The following is a 15676-nucleotide window of genomic DNA, read 5'->3' as shown; positions in this document are numbered from 1 at the left end:
GGAGCTGACTTGCCGTCCCCTCACCTTGTTTTCGTAACATCGATTGTTCCGCATGGAATCCCGACTACCGGTTATGAAGTGGCGAATTCGGCTGTGGTCGATGGCCTGCGGCGTTCGGGTGCAAAGGTGACCGTGCTTGGTTTCACATGGCCGGGCGTGAAAGCCGATGCTGCGGTTACGGTCGTGCTGGGCGAGGTGGAAGTGCGAACCGAAGGCGCTGGCATCAGGCGCAAGATCGGCTGGGTGGTGAAATCCTTCCTGACCGGCCTGACTGTCTCCTCGGCGAAGTTGCGGGTGATTCCAGCGCAGAAACTGCGCGAGGCCATCGGACGGATCGGCCCTTTCGATGCCTATGTGCTGAACGGGGTGACCCTGCCCGGCGCGTTTGAAGATATTTTCAAGGACAAGCCGTCGCTCTTCGTGGCGCATAATGTGGAATATCGCTCGGCGGAGGAAAACGCCGCCGACGCCCGAAGCTTCATTCAGAAATTCCTGTTCGCCCGCGAGGCGCGCATTCTCAAAGGGCTGGAAAGCCGCCTCAGCGGAACGGCGCGTTTCGTCTTCACCTTTGCCGAAGATGACGGCCCGGCGCTCGGACTTGCTCCCGACCGGTTTGCGACGATGCCGCTCGTCACGCCGGGCGGAATGCAGGCGGCTCAGCCACGCCCGGCAAGGTACGACCTTGCCCTCATCGGCACATGGACATGGCACCCGAACCGCATCGGGCTGGAATGGTTCCTGCGCGAGGTAAAGCCGCATCTCCCCGGCGATATTTCCATCACGATTGCAGGCAACACGCCCGCTGATCTCGTCTCTGCCTGGTCTGGCGTCAACTTCGTCGGCAAGGTGCCGGATGCGACGGAATTCGTGGAAAGCGGGGCGGTTGTTCCGCTCATCAGCCGGGCGGGAACCGGGGTGCAGCTGAAAACCATTGAAACATTCGAGCTGGGCATGCCAAGCGTCGCCACGACGCATTCCGTGCGCGGTATCGACAATATCCCGGCCAATTGCACCATTGCCGATGACCCGCGAGCCTTCGCGGCGGCAATCATCGAGCGGATCGGGAAGGCAAGATCGGGGGACAGCCAGAGACTGGACGGCAAGGCCTTCACCCGGTCACAAATCGAAGGCATGGACCGTGCGGTTGCCCGCGGTCTGCAAGCACTTCGCAGCGAAAATAGAATGACGGACTAGGCATGATGCATACCGAAAATGTAACCTACCGGAACATCCTTGGCGTGAAGGTCGCCTGTTTTGATTGGGACGGCGCCTTCGCCTTCTTCGAGAACCGTATCAATGAGGGCCGGTTCATGAAGCAAGGCTGGCTCAACGCCAACAATTCCAACATTGCGGATGAAACCCCGGATTATCGCGCTGCGTTGCAGGATTTCCTGATCCTGCCCGACGGGGTGGGTGTCGATATTGCCAGCAAGGTTGCCTATGGCAGCAAATTCCCTGCCAATCTCAACGGAACGGACTTCATTCCGGGGCTCTTGCAGCATATGAAACGCCCGCTGAAGGTTGCACTTCTCGGCGGCGGTCCGGGCGTCGCTGCCGACGCCGCACAGCTTTTCAGGCAGCAGATACCCCGCCATGAATATCGCGTCATTTCCGACGGCTTCTTCAAGCCCGCCGATCTCGACGGCATTCTGGCGCAATTGAAGGAATTCCACGCCGACCTATTGCTCGTCGCGATGGGCGTCCCGCGCCAGGAACTCTTCATCGACAAGCATATCACCGCGGAGCACTGCACGATAGCGAGCGCGGTCGGCGCGCTGTTCGACCTGCATACAGGCCGCGTGCAGCGCGCGCCGCACTGGATGCGCAAGATCCAGATGGAATGGGCGCACCGGCTGTTGCAGGAACCGCGAAGGCTCGCGAAACGCTATCTCATCGGCAATCCCGTATTTCTGTGGCGCGTCGCCAAAGGCTGGATGAAGGGAGAACCCCGGTGAGAACCGCAATCGTCACGGCCAGCTGGGATCAGGATTTCGAGCGCTGCAAGCTGCTTTGCGAAACCGTGGACAAATATGTCAGCGGTTTCACGAAGCACTACATCCTCGTAGACAGCAAGGATGTTGCCCTGTTTCGCAAGCTCGAAAGCGCGCACCGGGTCATCATCGATGAGCGCGATCTTCTCCCCTCCTGGCTGCACGCCTTCTGGGATCCGACCTATCTTTGGCGCAGACGGGTCTGGCTTTCGCTCCGGACCAAGCCGCTGCGTGGCTGGCATGTGCAGCAGTTGCGCCGGATCGCGCTTGCCGCTGCCGTGGAGGAAGACGGTTTTCTCTACACGGATTCCGACACGGCCTTTCTGCGCCCCTTCGATTGCGGCACACTCTGGCATGGTGAACAGCTTCGGCTTTTCGTCCGCCCCAATGCGCTCGCCAATCCCGAATGGCCGGAGCATCCGGTCTGGGCGGCCAATGCAGCGAAACTGCTCGGCATCGAAAACGGCAAAAGCGGGCTTAACGACTATATCGGCCAGCTTGTTTCATGGCGGCGCGACAGCGTGATTTCGATGTGCGAGCGGATCGAAGCTCATACCGGACAGCATTGGGTGGCGGCCCTTGGCAATATAAGACGCTTTTCCGAATGCTTCATCTATGGCCGCTATGTCGATGACGTGCTGCAAGGCTCGGGCCATTTCAGCGACACGCATGATCTCTGCCGGATGCAATGGTTCGCCCCGCCACCGAGCGAAGAGGAATTCCGCACCTTCATCGCCGAAATGGAACCCCATCAGGTCGCTATCGGCATGCAATCCTTTCTCGGCCTTTCGGTCGACGATATCCGGCGCATTATCGGAGCCTGAACCTTAAATTCGTTTAGCTGGCAAACGAATGCTGGAATAGGTGAAAACCAGCGACAGCAGATAGAGGCCGCCAAACACGATATTGAGTCCCAGAATCCAGTCGTGACTGTCGGCATAGTTCACCAGCAACAGCCAGACGAAGAATGCCTTGGCCGCAGTCATCAGCACCATGCTCAAGGTCCTGAGACCGGACTGACCGCGCGCATACAGAATTTCGGTCTGGTATTCGATCAGGTTGCGGAAACCGGGTACGAGCAGCACCAGCGGCAACAGGCCGACGATGGGCGCAACGCTTGAACCGAGTGCGTTCGGGAAGATTTGCAGGAACACGACCATCGCGCCGAGACCTGCCACCGAGACGGAGAAGACCGCAAGCTCCAGTCCGGCGCGGATGCGCAAAGAAGACAGCATGTCCGGCGCGCGCATGAGCTTTTGCACCAGCATCATGTTGAAGGAGCGAACCGGCAGGGCAGTAAGGTCCACAAGGCGCATGATGATCGCGTAAAGCCCCGCCGTCGCAGGCCCGCCGACAGTCAGCACGAGAAGCTTGTCCAGCTCGGCCTGGATATAGAACAGCAGTTCGGCGCCCATCACGGCAATCGCATCGGAAAGCCGCCGCATATAAAGCGACGGTCTGAAGCGAAGCCGGATCGACGGGTAAAATCGCAGCGCGGCAAGCAGCGCGACCCCGTTTGCAGCCGCATACCACCATGCCCAATGCGCAATATCGTGGGCGCTTGCCAGCCACATGAACAGTAGGGCTGCGACGGCTCGCGTGGCCGTGCCGAAAATCACCAGTCCCGCCGATATGCCGAAGCGGCGCAGGCCGTTATTGACGATGATGACGATTTCCGTCGACCGCCAGAACAGGGCCTCGGCAAACACCACAACGGCAAAGGGCAGGAAGGAAATATCGCGGCTGAAAAAGACGAAGTAAACCAGCCAGGACGCCAGCGCGAACAGCGGCAGCGACACCAGAATGGCGACGAGAAAACCCGCCGTATAGATGCCGAGCAGGCGCGGCTTTACTGTCGATATGCGGTAAAGCGGCGAACTGAACCCGAGGGAAACGATGCGCGACAGCACCACGCCCGTGCCCGATGCAGTGGCGAATATCCCGAAATCGCCCGTGGGCAGCGTGTTTGCAAGCGCGATGAAATAGACGAGTGAAACCACCAGCCTGCCAGCGGAGCCGGAAAACAGGGACAGGTAATCGCGCACTATTCCGGCATTATTGCCTGACAGTTTCCGCAGCGCTTTCGCTATCAACAGGGAGCCTCATCCATCGTGGTCTCGTGGTGCGTTCGACCCATTGGAGCGGGACGAGATAAAGAGATTTAGCTAAAAAGACTTAAACTCTTCTTTGCAAGCTCAAAGAGCAGACAAGCAAAAGCTAAAATAAGAGGGCCGAGCATTTCGCGGTTCAGGCCGACATTATTTTAACTTTTTGTTTTCTATAAAAAATTACATTCGGCCATCAGGTTTGGGGCGAGCGGATTCCGGTTTGGCATGTGCAAGCCCTGTTTAATGGATTTCATGGCGGCAGCGGGCACCTGAAACGGCCGCAGCGGCTACAGATGCGGACGAATTCGACAATGAGCGATCATGAGGGGCGCAGAAAGGCGGGAGTTGAGAAACCTCTTCTCGCATTTTCCGACGTGCGCCCGACGGATCGCCCCACCGGTCGCCCGCCTGCTCCACGTGATAGCGAAGCCGCGCCGCCATGGACACCACCCGCCACATCGGATGAACGCGCTGCGTTCTTTCATGAACACGACCATGATGCGCAAGAAACGCCAGAACCCGTTATCGAGGAAGAACTGGACGATGCGGACGTGGCCGAGTTGCAAAAACGCGTGGCGCTCATCGAAGCGGAACTGGAGCGCAAGATTCAGGAACGCGAACGTCGCAAAATCGCAATCGAGGCTGACGCTCCACCCCCGGAGCCAGCCCGCGAACCCGTCATGCGCGAGCATCCTGTTGCCGACCGCCCGGCACCGGATGCCGAATGGAAACCGCTGATCGATCCGCGCATCGCCATCGATGTAGTGCGGGGATCGCGCAGGCTCCTGCTGGTCAGCACGATATTGGGCGGTGTGGTCGCCGCGCTCTATGCATTGTCGCTGCCGCAGATGTACGTCGCTTCGACCGATATTCTGGTCGATCCGCGCAACATCAAGACGGTTGGAGACGAACTGACCCCGGGGCAACTCCCGACCGACGCATCGCTTGCCGTCGCCGAAAGCCAGGCCCGCATCATCGATTCCAGCAGTGTTCTGCTGAAAGTGATCGACAGGACGGACCTGACAAAAGACCCCGAATTCAACGGCACGCTGGTTCCGACCGGCATTGCCGGACTGTTTGCGCAGATCAAGGATATCTTGTCCCCCCAAAAGGCGAGCGACAGCCAGACGCTGCAAACCCGCGTTCTCTATAACCTGCACAAGAGTATCGCCATCGGGCGCGACGCCAAGACCTTCATCTATTCGATCTCGGTGAAAACCCGCGATCCGCAGAAATCGGCCTCGCTTGCGAACACCATCAGCACCGTTTTCCAGAGCGAGCTTGCATCGCTGCAATCCGATGCCGCACGGCGCACTTCGGACGAACTGTCGAACCGGCTTGCAGACATGCGCGCCAATGTCGAACAGGCGGAGCGCGCAGCGGCTGATTTCCGCGCATCGCACGATCTCGTCAATGTGGATGGCAAGCTGATCAGCGATAACGACCTGACGCGGCTCAACGATCAACTGACCAACCAGCGCGCCGAAACCATGCGGCTTCAGGCCCGTGTACAGGTACTGAGCAACGCCACTTCCGACAGTGTGGTGACCGGGACTTTGCCGGAGGATTTGCGATCCAACACGCTGACGGCTCTGCGGGCGCAATATGCGCAGGCGCGCCAGACGGCAAGCGGCTTATCCACCCAGCTTGGCCCCCGTCACCCGGCGCTCATTCAGGCACAGTCGCAGGCGGGCACGGTGCTGAGCGACATCGACGCTGAATTGCGGCGCATCCGCTCCTCGCTGCAAGTCGAGGTCTCGCGGTCCGTGCAGCAGGAAAAAGACCTGACCACGCGTCTGGCGCAGCTCAAGTCACAGCAGGCAAACAATAGCGGCGATCTGGTGAAATTGCGCGAGCTTGAGCGCGAGGCGACCGCGCGCCGCTCCGTCTACGAAGCCTTCCTCCTGCGCTCGCGCGAGACGAACGAACAGGAAGGGCTGAATACCGCCAATGTCAGGGTGTTGTCGGAAGCCCGCCCGCCGCTCGATCCGGCCAGCACATCGCGCAAGCTGATCGTCATCGCCGGGCTGATTGCCGGCTTCCTCGCAGGGCTTGCGATCACAGCCGTCCGCAATTTCGGACGGCTGCTGCGCCTCTAAGCGGTTCCTGTTCCAACAGGAACGCCGGAACCGCTCTAACTATTTGTTTTATCGCATTATCCAACGCATCGAAGCGGGATAGGAAATCAGTCCAGTGAACTGATTTCCCCCCGTAGACGTTTCACACTTTTGGTGGAAATGCGCTAATCTCTTCCATTTGAAGTATAATCTTATCGATCAACTCATGCCGACCGGCGTGCAAGCACCTCGGCGCGAGGCACCTTGCGCCCGCTGGCGCGCAAGACACCATGTGCGCCGTCCAGATGGCCCGGCTTCAATTCGAGCGCCAGAAAACGGCGCTTTTCATATGGGCCTGGCATGGCAAGCTCGCCGGTCTTTTCAGCGGTAAAGCCGAAGCGCCCGTAATATTCCGGATCGCCGACGAGCAGGATCGCGCCATGGCCAAGGCGCATGGCCTCGTCGATGGCATGACGCATCAAGGCCGAACCGATGCCGCAACCGGCGGCGGAAGGTTCGACGGCCAGCGGACCGAGCAGCAAGGCGGACACGGGAAAACCGAAGGCGTCGAGCCCGGCATGGACATCCCACAGCCGCACGGTGCCTGCGAGCGCTCTGTCTTCGCCAAGTGCGGCAAAGGCCAGCCCCTCTGCGGGCAGGCGACCACGACGCAGTTTTTCCGATGACTTGCGGCGGCGGCCTTCACCCATCGCGCGGTCCAGCAAGGCTTCGCGCGCCAGCACATGCTCCAGCGCCTCGCCCGCGATCGAAAAAGCCGGGGCAACGAGGGTTACGGTGTTTTCCTGAATTTCAAGAGTTGCGTTCATCACATCTATCCCCGCAAAGCGGCAGCAGCACACCCCGCCCGACGCCTTGCAGCACCGGGCGGATTGAGAGGATCTTTCAGACTTTCAAAGGTATGATCGAGGTCGGAAAGCGTTCGCGCTTTCCGGGATCATATCCCGGCCTCAAAGATCAGATGACGTAGGATCGGAGCGGTTCGAAGCCGTTGAACGCCACCGCCGAGTAGGTGGTGGTGTATGCGCCCGTGCCTTCGATGAGGATTTCATCACCGATGGTCAGCGAGACCGGCAGCGGATACGGCGTCTTTTCGTAAAGAACGTCCGCACTGTCGCAGGTCGGGCCGGCCAGCACGCATGGTTCGGTTTCGCTGCCGTCATGCGGGGTCACGATCTGGTAGCGGATCGCCTCGTCCATGGTTTCGGCGAGACCGCCGAACTTGCCGATGTCGAGATAGACCCAGCGCACATTGTCGTTGTCCGCCTTGCGCGAGACCAGAACCACTTCGGTCTTGATCACGCCTGCATTGCCGACCATGCCGCGGCCCGGCTCAATGATAGTTTCCGGGATGCGGTTGCCGAAATGCTTGGAGAGCGCGTCGAAGATCACCATGCCATAGGCCTGCGCGGTCGGTACGTCCTTGAGGTAACGGGTCGGGAAACCGCCGCCCATATTGACCATGCGCAGCACGATGCCTTCATCGGCAAGGGTGCGGAACACCTTGGCCGCATCGCCGAGCGCACGGTCCCATGCGGTGAGGTCCGTCTGCTGAGAGCCGACGTGGAACGACACACCGTAGGAATCGAGACCCAGCGACTTTGCATGGCGCAGAACGTCGATAGCCATCGCAGGCACGCAACCGAACTTGCGCGACAGCGGCCATTCGGCGCCTTCACCGTCCGTCAGCACGCGGCAGAACACGCGGCTGCCGGGGGCGGCGCGCGCAACCTTCTCCACTTCTTCCACGCAATCGACCGCATAAAGGCGAATCCCCAGCTCGAAAGCGCGCGCAATATCGCGCTCCTTCTTGATGGTGTTGCCATAGGAAATGCGGTTCGCCGTCGCGCCGGCTTCCAGCGCCATTTCGATTTCGGCGACCGAAGCGGTATCGAAGCACGAGCCGAGCGAAGCGAGCAGGCGCAGGATTTCCGGCGCAGGATTTGCCTTCACCGCATAGAAGATGCGCGAATAGGGCAAAGCCTTCTCGAAGCTCAGATAGTTGTCGCGCACGACGTCGGTATCGACGACGAGGCAAGGACCGTCCGGACGGCGGGTGTTGAGGAAGTCGATAATACGCTGCGTTGCCATGGTCGTTCTCCCGCGCGGTTGTCTTCACCGCTTTCAAAGGGACAAAGTGTGCATGAACGCATCCGCCGTGAAGCCAGCCTTTGGAGGTGCTGATGTCACGCGAAAACTCATGCGGCGATGGAACAACGCTAAACCCGCGTTACTCCGCTTTGTCTGCCTTGGATTGGAATTGGAGAACCGCATCCGCACTTCTGGCAATGAAGGTGTGCCTCTTCAGTAATTTCGGCTTTTGGACAGCCGAAAGACACTAGAAAGGCCCGCACCGTCGTTGCTTCAAGATGTCCTCGATCTGGCGGTTGGCCATCAGATCGACTGGAGCGGTTAGGTCCAGGTACCGTACCGAATTCCTCACCATTCGAGGATCGGCGGACACCCACAGGCACGTGCGACTTTGGGCAAGCGCGATATAAGCGCAAAGTCGTGTCCATTCAATGACAAAAAATTGGTTGAGCGAATTTATTTTTGGCAGGATCGCAGTGCGCTGTACGCTTGCCATTGTTCAATATTAGTGAAACATTCAACAGGCAAATCCGTCTCGAAAGAGCGTAAATATCCCGTTAATTGTTGCATGTTGTGAACAATGGCCAGTTTCGATCCCTTCAACGCCATCATTGCAAAAGCTGAAAAGCCGCCCGTTCACGCATTGGAAGGGCCGCTTGAAGGCGAACGGCTCGCCGTAAAAGACATTTATGACGTTGCCGGAATGGTGACGGGATGCGGCAATCCGCAGATCGAGGCCGAATCACCGCGCGCCGAAAGATCGGCTCCGGTGGTGGAAAGGCTGCTCGCCGCCGGGGCGGAATTTGTCGGCAAGGCACAGACCGACGAACTTGCCTTTTCCCTGATGGGGCAGAATTCGCATTTCCCCTATCCGATCAATCCGGCAGCGCCGGACCGCGTTACCGGCGGTTCGTCCTCCGGCTCGGCGGCGGCCGTTGCAGGCAAGCTCGCCGACATTGCGCTCGGTTCGGATACGGGCGGCTCCATTCGCGCTCCAGCAAGCTTCTGCGGCCTCGTGGGCTTGCGCAGCACCCATGGCCGCATTCCGCTTCAGGGCATCATGCCGCTTGCGCCCTCGCTCGATACAATCGGATGGTTTGCGCGCGACATAGAGCTTTATGACCGGGTTGGCGCCATCCTGCTTGGCGACGACGCCCGAGAATTCAATCTGACGAAGCTTCTTTATATGCCGGTTCTCGAACAGCTTCTGCTGGGCGAGGCCGAAACGGATGCCTATCGCGCCATGTTTGCCGAAGTGCGCCCGCACTTCGCGAACCTCCAGGCGGCAAGCCAGCCGACACTTTCGATAGATGAACTCTATCTGGTCTTCCGCCACATTCAGGGTGCGGAAGCCTGGGTAACGCATGGTGGCTGGATTTCCTCGGGTGATCGCAAGCTCGGGCCCGGCGTCGCGGACCGTTTTGCCTTCGGCGCGGAAATCGCCCCAAATCTCGTTGCCAGCCAGCGCGTGCGCCGGGCGCAATTCACGCAGGAACTTGAGAAGATCATCGGGGACGACGCCGTGCTGGCGCTGCCGACCGTACCGGGTGCGGCTCCGCTCGCAAAGGAACCTTTCGAGACCTTGCAGGCCTATCGCGAGCAGGCATTGCGCCTGCTCTGCCTTTCGGTGCTTTCCGGTCTGCCACAAATCACATTACCCCTGGGGCAGGTGCAGGGCGCACCTTTCGGCATTTCTTTCATAGGACCACGCGGCAGCGACCGGGCGCTGATCGGGCTGGCCAGAAACATCATCGGGAAGCGGGGCTAGACCATGGACACCCTCACACGTATGCGCGCCTTCATCGACGTGGTCGAGGCGGAAGGCTTTTCCGCCGCAGCGCGAAAAATCGGGCGTTCCAAGGCACTCCTTTCCAAATATGTGCGCGAACTGGAAGACGAGCTTGGAGCGCGTCTTCTCAACCGCACCACGCGGCAATTCTCGCTGACCGAAGCGGGTCACACCTATTATCACCGCGCGGTCGAAATCATCCGCGAGATCGACGCGCTGCAGGATGCCGTCAGCGAAACCAGTTCCGATGCGCGCGGACGCATCAAGCTGTCGGCCCCGCGCACCTTCGCCGATGCCGTCATCGGCCAGTCCCTGATCGATTTCTGCCTCGCCCATCCCGAAATCGTGCTCGACGTGCGGCTGGACGACCGGTTTGTCGATCTGGTGGAAGAAGGCTTCGACCTTGCGATCCGCATCACGCGCTTGCAGGACTCTTCCCTCATCGCAAAGCGATTGTCGCCCTTCCACTCCGTCCTGTGCGGCGCGCCGGAACTGATTGCCCGTGTCGGCAAACCGGAGCGCCCCGAAGACCTGGCCGACCGGCCCTGCATCATCGACACCAATGCGCGCTCGCGCAACAACTGGCATTTCCGCAATACGGATGGATCGATGATGACGGTTCCCGTCAACGGCCCGATTGAAGTGAACAGCCCCGTCGCCACAAAGAACGCCGCACTCGCCGGTCTGGGCTTTTCCATGCTGCCCGCCTTCATCGCCGAAGAAGAAATCGAGCGCGGCAGGCTGGTCTCCTGTCTGGACGAATTTATCGTGAAGGATGGCGGCATCTATGCTGTCTATCCGCATCGGCGCTATCTGCCGGCAAAAATCCGGGCGCTGGTCGATTTTCTGACCCAATGGTTCAAGGACAGGGAAAACAACTCCAGGGAAATGCAGTAAAGCATTCCTGTCTGCCTTCTCCCGAACCGGGTCAAACTTTCGGGAAACATGCTCTGGATTTTCCAGAGACGTCGCACTTTCGCCGCCTTCGGGCATAAGCGTGTTCTAATGGATTTTTCGATGGTGGTTTCATCCTTGTTCAAGCGCGGTTTCATCCGGCCTGCAGCAATCGCGTTGCTGGGGGGCTGTTTGCCCACGGTTGCACTTGCCCACCCGCATGTCTTCGCCGAGGCGCGGCTGGAACTCTCCGTATCGCCCGACGGCACGGTGCAGCAGCTTGCGCATGTCTGGCGCTTTGACGACGTTTTTTCCTCCACCGTCCTCATGGAATTCGACAAGAATGGCGATCTCAAGCTCGACAAACAGGAGTTGATCGACCTTGGCCATGTCATCAATGGCTCCATTGCCGAATTCAAATATTTCCAGACCGTTCTGGACAATGGCAAGGATGTGAAAATGGCAAGGCCGACCGATCTTGCCGCCGATTTCACGGACAATCGCCTGCTCATCATCTTCACCAGCAAGCCCGACAAACCATTGAAGCTTGCCGCGGGTCACAAGATCAGCTTCGGCGTCTATGACCCGACCTTCTATACCGCCATCGATTACATGAATGACAGCGACCTGGTCGTGAAGGGCCTGCCCGCAGGCTGCACATCCAAGGTTGTTCGTCCTGATCCGGACGAGGCGCTTGCCCAGAACCAGGCGACACTGACCGATGCCTTTTTCAACGATCCGACAGGCACGGACATGTCGAAGATATTTGCAACCCGTCTCGAGATAGACTGCGAACCGAAAGGAAAGACTGGCTGATGAGAAAAGCGGCAGCCTTCGTTCTGGCCCTCTGCCTTACGATGATCGTTGCGCAAGCCTATGCGCAGTCCTCGCTCGGTATCGGCGCGAATGAGGTGGCGATGAAGCCGACCGGGCCTTTCGCGCATGTCATCCTCTGGATGAACGAACAGCAGCGCTCTTTCTATCTCGCCATGACCAACGCTCTGAAAGCCATGCGCGAAGACCCATGGCAGGCTTCGGTTCTCGTTGGACTTTCCTTCGTTTATGGCATTTTTCATGCGGCAGGGCCGGGCCACGGCAAGGCGGTGATCTCGTCCTATATGATCGCCAATGAAACGGCGCTGCGGCGCGGTATCTTCCTTTCGTTCATTTCGTCGCTTTTGCAGGCACTCATGGCGATTGCCGTCGTCGGCCTCGCATGGTTCCTGCTGCGCGGCACCGGCATCTCGATGAACCAGACAGCGCGCTACATGGAGATCGCCAGTTTTGCGCTTGTGCTGTTTTTTGGCCTGTGGCTGCTGGCGCGCAAGCTGCCGCTGCTTTTCAGGAAGCGCGAGGATGCAGGCCCTGGCCCGACCGCATCGCTCTTTGCCGCCGCGCCCGAGCCGGCAATGGCTTCCGGCCCGGCATGGCAGGGCACGATTTCGCAAGCCACACGCGCGGCTGCGACCGGCAGCGCGGTCAAGCTCAATTACAAGCCCGCAACCACTGCTGCATCGGATCATATCTTCATCGGCGACGGGGACGTGTGCGCCGCATGCGGCAATGCCCATATTGCCGATCCTTCGGCGCTCGGCGACGATTTCAACTGGAAAACGGCATGGTCGGCGATTTTTTCGGTGGGCCTGCGCCCATGCTCGGGCGCGCTGATCGTGCTGACATTTGCGCTTTTGAATGGCTTGATGGTTGGCGGTCTGCTTTCGGTCTTCGCGATGGCCTTCGGCACGTTCATCACGGTGGCTGTTCTTGCCACGCTGGCCGTCACCGCCAAGAACACGGCGCTGCGCTTTGCGGGCAGCAAGGCCATGTCGGGTCGGCTGAAGGCGGCAATCGAGGTGGCCGCCGCCCTGTTCATCGCCCTGACCGGTGCGCTGTTGTTGAGCGCTTCGCTGGTGAGTTAGAGCGCGTTTCGATCTGAGTGAATCAGATCGGCGCTCTATCTCTTTGTTTTTGACGCGCATCTTTTCCGAAAACCGTTTCACACTTTTCGGGATGCGCTCTAATCTTTATTTTGCCGCTTCGAGCGCAGCCAGAAAATTGCGAAGAAGCCCAGAACGAAGACAATCGGGAAGATGATCGCCGCGATTTGTGAGCGCTCGCCCAGCGCCAGCATGATGCTGGGTACGAAATAGGCAAGCACCCCGAAGCCGATCAGGATGACGGCGGCGGCAATTGCCGGATTGCTCTTCTTGCGCTCAGCCACGGTCACGAAACTCCTCCAGCTTCTTCTTCTGCTGGCCGTCACTATCAAAGTTTTCGGGTGCAAGCCATGCCTGATAGGCTTTCTTCAAGGCAGGCCATTCGCTGTCGAGAATGGAAAACCATGCCGTATCGCGGTTTCGGCCCTTGGCCACCATATGCTGGCGGAATACACCCTCGAACTGAAACCCGAAACGCTCGGCGGCACGTTTGGAAGGCCCATTTTCATTGTGGCACTTCCATTCGTAGCGGCGATAGCCAAGCTCATCGAAAATATACTGCATGAACAGGAACTGCGCTTCCGTGGCGGCGGGTGTGCGCGAAATCTGCGGCCCCCAATAGATACTGCCTATCTCGATGACGCCATGGACGGGATCTATGCGCATCAGCGCCTGTCGCCCCGCCACCTTGCCGCTCGCCTTGTCGATGACGGCGAAAAACAGCGGATCGTCGCTTTTGGACGCTTTTTCCAGCCAAGGCTCGAATTCTTCGCGCGTTGCAGGCGGAAACTCGAACAGCCAGGTAAAGCGCCGGTCCGCATCCTCCACCGAGGAAGCGGCAAACAGTTCGTCACCATGCTTCCCGGGGTTCAGCGGTTCCAGCCGCACATAGCGGCCTTCAAGCACTTTGCGTTCCGGCTGTGGACGCGGCGTCCAGTTCTGCAAATCAGTCATGCCAATTCTCCCATTCGACCGGACAGGAGCATAAAAGAAGCGGGACGAAAACCGGATTATTGTGTCCGTGTCATTTTTCCCGAATGGCCGCGCGATCAACCGAAACTGCTTTCACCAGCGCCACCACTTCATCACCGGCGCGCAATGCCAGTTCGTCGACCGAGCGTCGCGTCAGCCGCGCAACCAGATGACGCCCCCGGAAGTCGAGCGTGACATAGGCGTTGGGACCGCCATCCATCGTGATGGCCGTGACCCTCACCGGCAGCACGTTGCGGATGCTGATCGCTTCCGGCGCCTTGCGGGCAATGGAAACATCGCGCGCACGCACGCGCAGCCGCACATGCATATCCTGTTTCAGCCCCGCATCGCTGAGCTGAAACGATGCGCCGCCAAGATCGATCTCCGCCAGCTTGTAATGCTCGTCATAGGACGAAACCGTCCCTTCCAGCAGCACGCCGCCGCCCTCGCCCTCGGCGTCGATCAGCGGAAAGACATCTGCCGCCGCACCGCTTGCCGTCACCCGGCCAGCGGACAGGAGCACGATCTGGTCGGCAAGCCGCGCCACCTCATCGATCTCATGGCTTACATAGACGATCGGCACATGGCTTTCATCACGAAGACGTTCGATAAAAGGGAGGATTTCCTGTCGTCGCGCGTGGTCGAGCGAGGAAAGCGGCTCGTCCAGCAGCAGGAGCGCGGGATCGGACAGAAGCGCGCGACCGATGGCGACACGCTGGCGTTCGCCGCCCGAAAGCGTCGATGGCCGCCTGTCAAGGAGATGGCCGATGCCAAGCAGCGCCACCACTTCGTCAAAGCTGCGCGTCGCCTGCCTGCGGCCTGCCCAGCGCGCGTAAGTCAGGTTGCGCTTGACGCTCATATGCGGAAAAAGCCGTGCCTCCTGAAACACATAGCCGATGCGGCGCTTTTCCGGCGGCAGGTTTATGCCGCTTTCGACATCGAACAGCGTGAAGTCGCCAACAGCGATACGCCCGCTTTCGGGGCGAAGCGTTCCGGCAATCATTTTCAGAAGCGTCGTCTTGCCCGCACCGGAATGGCCGAACAATGCGGTCACGCCCCAATCGGCTGCGAAATCGGCTTCCACAATGAACTTGCCGTTGCGGCCATTAATCGAAACAGCTAGCCCGCTCATTTCGTTGCTCCCGCAAGCCTGCGCTGCAGCCATTCGGACAGCACCACGGCAACCACTGAAATGGCAGCAGATATCGCAATCAGGCGGAATGCTTCCGCGTCGCCGGACGGAGTCTGCATCAGGGCATAGATGGCAAGCGAAAGGGTCTGCGTCTCGCCCGGAATGTTGGATACGAAAGTGATCGTGGCGCCAAACTCACCCAGCGCCTTGGCAAAGCCAAGCACGGCGCCTGCCAGCACCCCGGGCAGAAGCGGCGGCAGAATGACGGTGAAAAAGGCGGTGAAACGGCTGGCGCCAAGCGTGCGGGCAGCTTCCTCCAGCCCGCGGTCAAGCCCTTCTATCGAAAGCCTGATCGGGCGGACAAGCAGCGGAAACGCCATCACACCGGCGGCAAGGGCGGCACCCGTCCAGCGAAAGGAAAAGGAAAGGCCGAACCATTCCTGCAAGGGAGCACCAAGCGCACCCCGCGCGCCAAACAGGATCAAAAGCAGATAGCCCGTCACCACCGGGGGCAGAACCAGCGGCATGGTGACGATGGCCTGCGCCAGAGACTTGCCCGGAAAGTTGAACCGGGCAAGAATCCACGCGACCACAAAGGCAACCGGCAGAGCGACAATGATGGCTATTCCGGCAACCCGGAGGGACAGAGACACAATCTGCCAGACGTTACTCTCAATCATTTTTGGC

15 protein-coding genes are annotated in these 15676 nt (G+C 59.5%); 8 read left to right on the top strand and 7 right to left on the bottom strand.

From position 1 onward, the window contains the following. Positions 1 to 9 precede the first annotated feature (9 nt). From ACOWVS_RS12750 to ACOWVS_RS12740, 3 genes are read left to right on the top strand one after another with little or no spacing between them, the layout of a single operon-like run. On the top strand, positions 10 to 1194 hold the full coding sequence (locus ACOWVS_RS12750; protein ID WP_006469441.1) for a glycosyltransferase: 1185 nt from the start codon (positions 10 to 12) through the stop codon (positions 1192 to 1194). Positions 1195 to 1196: 2 nt separating this feature from the next. Then, positions 1197 to 1955, top strand: coding sequence for a WecB/TagA/CpsF family glycosyltransferase (locus ACOWVS_RS12745; protein WP_006469442.1), 759 nt, complete (start codon positions 1197 to 1199; stop codon positions 1953 to 1955). Further along, positions 1952 to 2815, top strand: a complete 864-nt coding sequence (locus ACOWVS_RS12740) for a DUF6492 family protein (protein WP_021585297.1) — start codon at positions 1952 to 1954, stop codon at positions 2813 to 2815. Before ACOWVS_RS12745 ends, ACOWVS_RS12740 begins: the two co-directional genes overlap by 4 nt. 3 nt (positions 2816 to 2818) lie before the next feature. Here the strand turns inward: ACOWVS_RS12740 and ACOWVS_RS12735 are convergent, their stop codons facing one another. Next, a complete protein-coding gene (locus ACOWVS_RS12735; protein ID WP_006469444.1) occupies positions 2819 to 4084 on the bottom strand; it encodes a lipopolysaccharide biosynthesis protein in 1266 nt (421 codons plus the stop codon). Between the two features lie 326 nt (positions 4085 to 4410). Here ACOWVS_RS12735 and ACOWVS_RS12730 point away from each other — a divergent pair, with 326 nt between their 5' ends. Further along, complete coding sequence (locus ACOWVS_RS12730) at positions 4411 to 6198, top strand: GumC family protein (RefSeq protein ID WP_006471418.1); 1788 nt, start codon at positions 4411 to 4413, stop codon at positions 6196 to 6198. A gap of 182 nt (positions 6199 to 6380) precedes the next feature. Here the strand turns inward: ACOWVS_RS12730 and ACOWVS_RS12725 are convergent, their stop codons facing one another. Together ACOWVS_RS12725 and odc2 are read right to left on the bottom strand one after the other, a co-directional pair. Then, positions 6381 to 6983, bottom strand: a complete 603-nt coding sequence (locus ACOWVS_RS12725) for a GNAT family N-acetyltransferase (RefSeq protein WP_006471417.1) — start codon at positions 6981 to 6983, stop codon at positions 6381 to 6383. Between the two features lie 148 nt (positions 6984 to 7131). Beyond that, positions 7132 to 8265 carry an ornithine/lysine decarboxylase gene (gene odc2, locus ACOWVS_RS12720; RefSeq protein ID WP_006469447.1) on the bottom strand — a complete coding sequence of 378 codons (1134 nt, stop codon included), beginning with the start codon at positions 8263 to 8265 and terminating at the stop codon, positions 7132 to 7134. Positions 8266 to 8845: 580 nt separating this feature from the next. Here odc2 and ACOWVS_RS12715 point away from each other — a divergent pair. The 4 genes from ACOWVS_RS12715 to ACOWVS_RS12700 all read left to right on the top strand — a co-directional run bounded on the left by ACOWVS_RS12715 (position 8846) and on the right by ACOWVS_RS12700 (position 12867). Further along, positions 8846 to 10033, top strand: coding sequence for an amidase (locus ACOWVS_RS12715; RefSeq protein WP_021585299.1), 1188 nt, complete (start codon positions 8846 to 8848; stop codon positions 10031 to 10033). A 3-nt stretch (positions 10034 to 10036) separates the two neighbouring features. Next, on the top strand, positions 10037 to 10951 hold the full coding sequence (locus ACOWVS_RS12710; protein WP_006469450.1) for a LysR family transcriptional regulator: 915 nt from the start codon (positions 10037 to 10039) through the stop codon (positions 10949 to 10951). Positions 10952 to 11059: 108 nt separating this feature from the next. After that, a complete protein-coding gene (locus ACOWVS_RS12705) occupies positions 11060 to 11764 on the top strand; it encodes a DUF1007 family protein (protein ID WP_031346097.1) in 705 nt (234 codons plus the stop codon). Continuing rightward, positions 11764 to 12867: a nickel/cobalt transporter gene (locus tag ACOWVS_RS12700; protein WP_021585302.1), complete on the top strand. Its 1104-nt coding sequence runs from the start codon at positions 11764 to 11766 to the stop codon at positions 12865 to 12867. Before ACOWVS_RS12705 ends, ACOWVS_RS12700 begins: the two co-directional genes overlap by 1 nt. A 98-nt stretch (positions 12868 to 12965) precedes the next feature. Here ACOWVS_RS12700 and ACOWVS_RS12695 read toward each other — a convergent pair whose 3' ends face one another. The 4 genes from ACOWVS_RS12695 to modB all read right to left on the bottom strand — a co-directional run bounded on the left by ACOWVS_RS12695 (position 12966) and on the right by modB (position 15669). Continuing rightward, positions 12966 to 13175: a hypothetical protein gene (locus ACOWVS_RS12695; RefSeq protein ID WP_006469453.1), complete on the bottom strand. Its 210-nt coding sequence runs from the start codon at positions 13173 to 13175 to the stop codon at positions 12966 to 12968. Further along, positions 13162 to 13839 carry a GNAT family N-acetyltransferase gene (locus ACOWVS_RS12690; RefSeq protein WP_021585303.1) on the bottom strand — a complete coding sequence of 226 codons (678 nt, stop codon included), beginning with the start codon at positions 13837 to 13839 and terminating at the stop codon, positions 13162 to 13164. Before ACOWVS_RS12690 ends, ACOWVS_RS12695 begins: the two co-directional genes overlap by 14 nt. 70 nt (positions 13840 to 13909) lie before the next feature. Continuing rightward, positions 13910 to 14989, bottom strand: a complete 1080-nt coding sequence (gene modC, locus ACOWVS_RS12685; RefSeq protein ID WP_021585304.1) for a molybdenum ABC transporter ATP-binding protein — start codon at positions 14987 to 14989, stop codon at positions 13910 to 13912. Beyond that, a complete protein-coding gene (gene modB, locus ACOWVS_RS12680; protein ID WP_006469458.1) occupies positions 14986 to 15669 on the bottom strand; it encodes a molybdate ABC transporter permease subunit in 684 nt (227 codons plus the stop codon). Before modB ends, modC begins: the two co-directional genes overlap by 4 nt. Positions 15670 to 15676 lie beyond the last annotated feature (7 nt).

The sequence above is a fragment of the Brucella sp. IR068 genome (assembly GCF_049065885.1).
Taxonomy (GTDB): Bacteria; Pseudomonadota; Alphaproteobacteria; order Rhizobiales; family Rhizobiaceae; genus Brucella; species Brucella intermedia.
Note: the sequence above shows the minus strand (reverse complement) of the source record. Positions and strands in the feature narration are given on the sequence as shown.

Excerpts from the sequence above, each read along its gene's own strand:
- ACOWVS_RS12705 (WP_031346097.1), top strand. The coding sequence starts at position 11,060 with ATGGATTTTTCGATGGTGGTTTCATCCTTGTTCAAGCGCGGTTTCATC.
- ACOWVS_RS12715 (WP_021585299.1), top strand. The coding sequence starts at position 8,846 with ATGGCCAGTTTCGATCCCTTCAACGCCATCATTGCAAAAGCTGAAAAG.
- ACOWVS_RS12700 (WP_021585302.1), top strand. The coding sequence starts at position 11,764 with ATGAGAAAAGCGGCAGCCTTCGTTCTGGCCCTCTGCCTTACGATGATC.
- ACOWVS_RS12690 (WP_021585303.1), bottom strand. The coding sequence starts at position 13,839 with ATGACTGATTTGCAGAACTGGACGCCGCGTCCACAGCCGGAACGCAAA.
- ACOWVS_RS12730 (WP_006471418.1), top strand. The coding sequence starts at position 4,411 with ATGAGCGATCATGAGGGGCGCAGAAAGGCGGGAGTTGAGAAACCTCTT.
- ACOWVS_RS12725 (WP_006471417.1), bottom strand. The coding sequence starts at position 6,983 with ATGAACGCAACTCTTGAAATTCAGGAAAACACCGTAACCCTCGTTGCC.
- modB (WP_006469458.1), bottom strand. The coding sequence starts at position 15,669 with ATGATTGAGAGTAACGTCTGGCAGATTGTGTCTCTGTCCCTCCGGGTT.
- ACOWVS_RS12745 (WP_006469442.1), top strand. The coding sequence starts at position 1,197 with ATGATGCATACCGAAAATGTAACCTACCGGAACATCCTTGGCGTGAAG.
- ACOWVS_RS12710 (WP_006469450.1), top strand. The coding sequence starts at position 10,037 with ATGGACACCCTCACACGTATGCGCGCCTTCATCGACGTGGTCGAGGCG.
- modC (WP_021585304.1), bottom strand. The coding sequence starts at position 14,989 with ATGAGCGGGCTAGCTGTTTCGATTAATGGCCGCAACGGCAAGTTCATT.
- odc2 (WP_006469447.1), bottom strand. The coding sequence starts at position 8,265 with ATGGCAACGCAGCGTATTATCGACTTCCTCAACACCCGCCGTCCGGAC.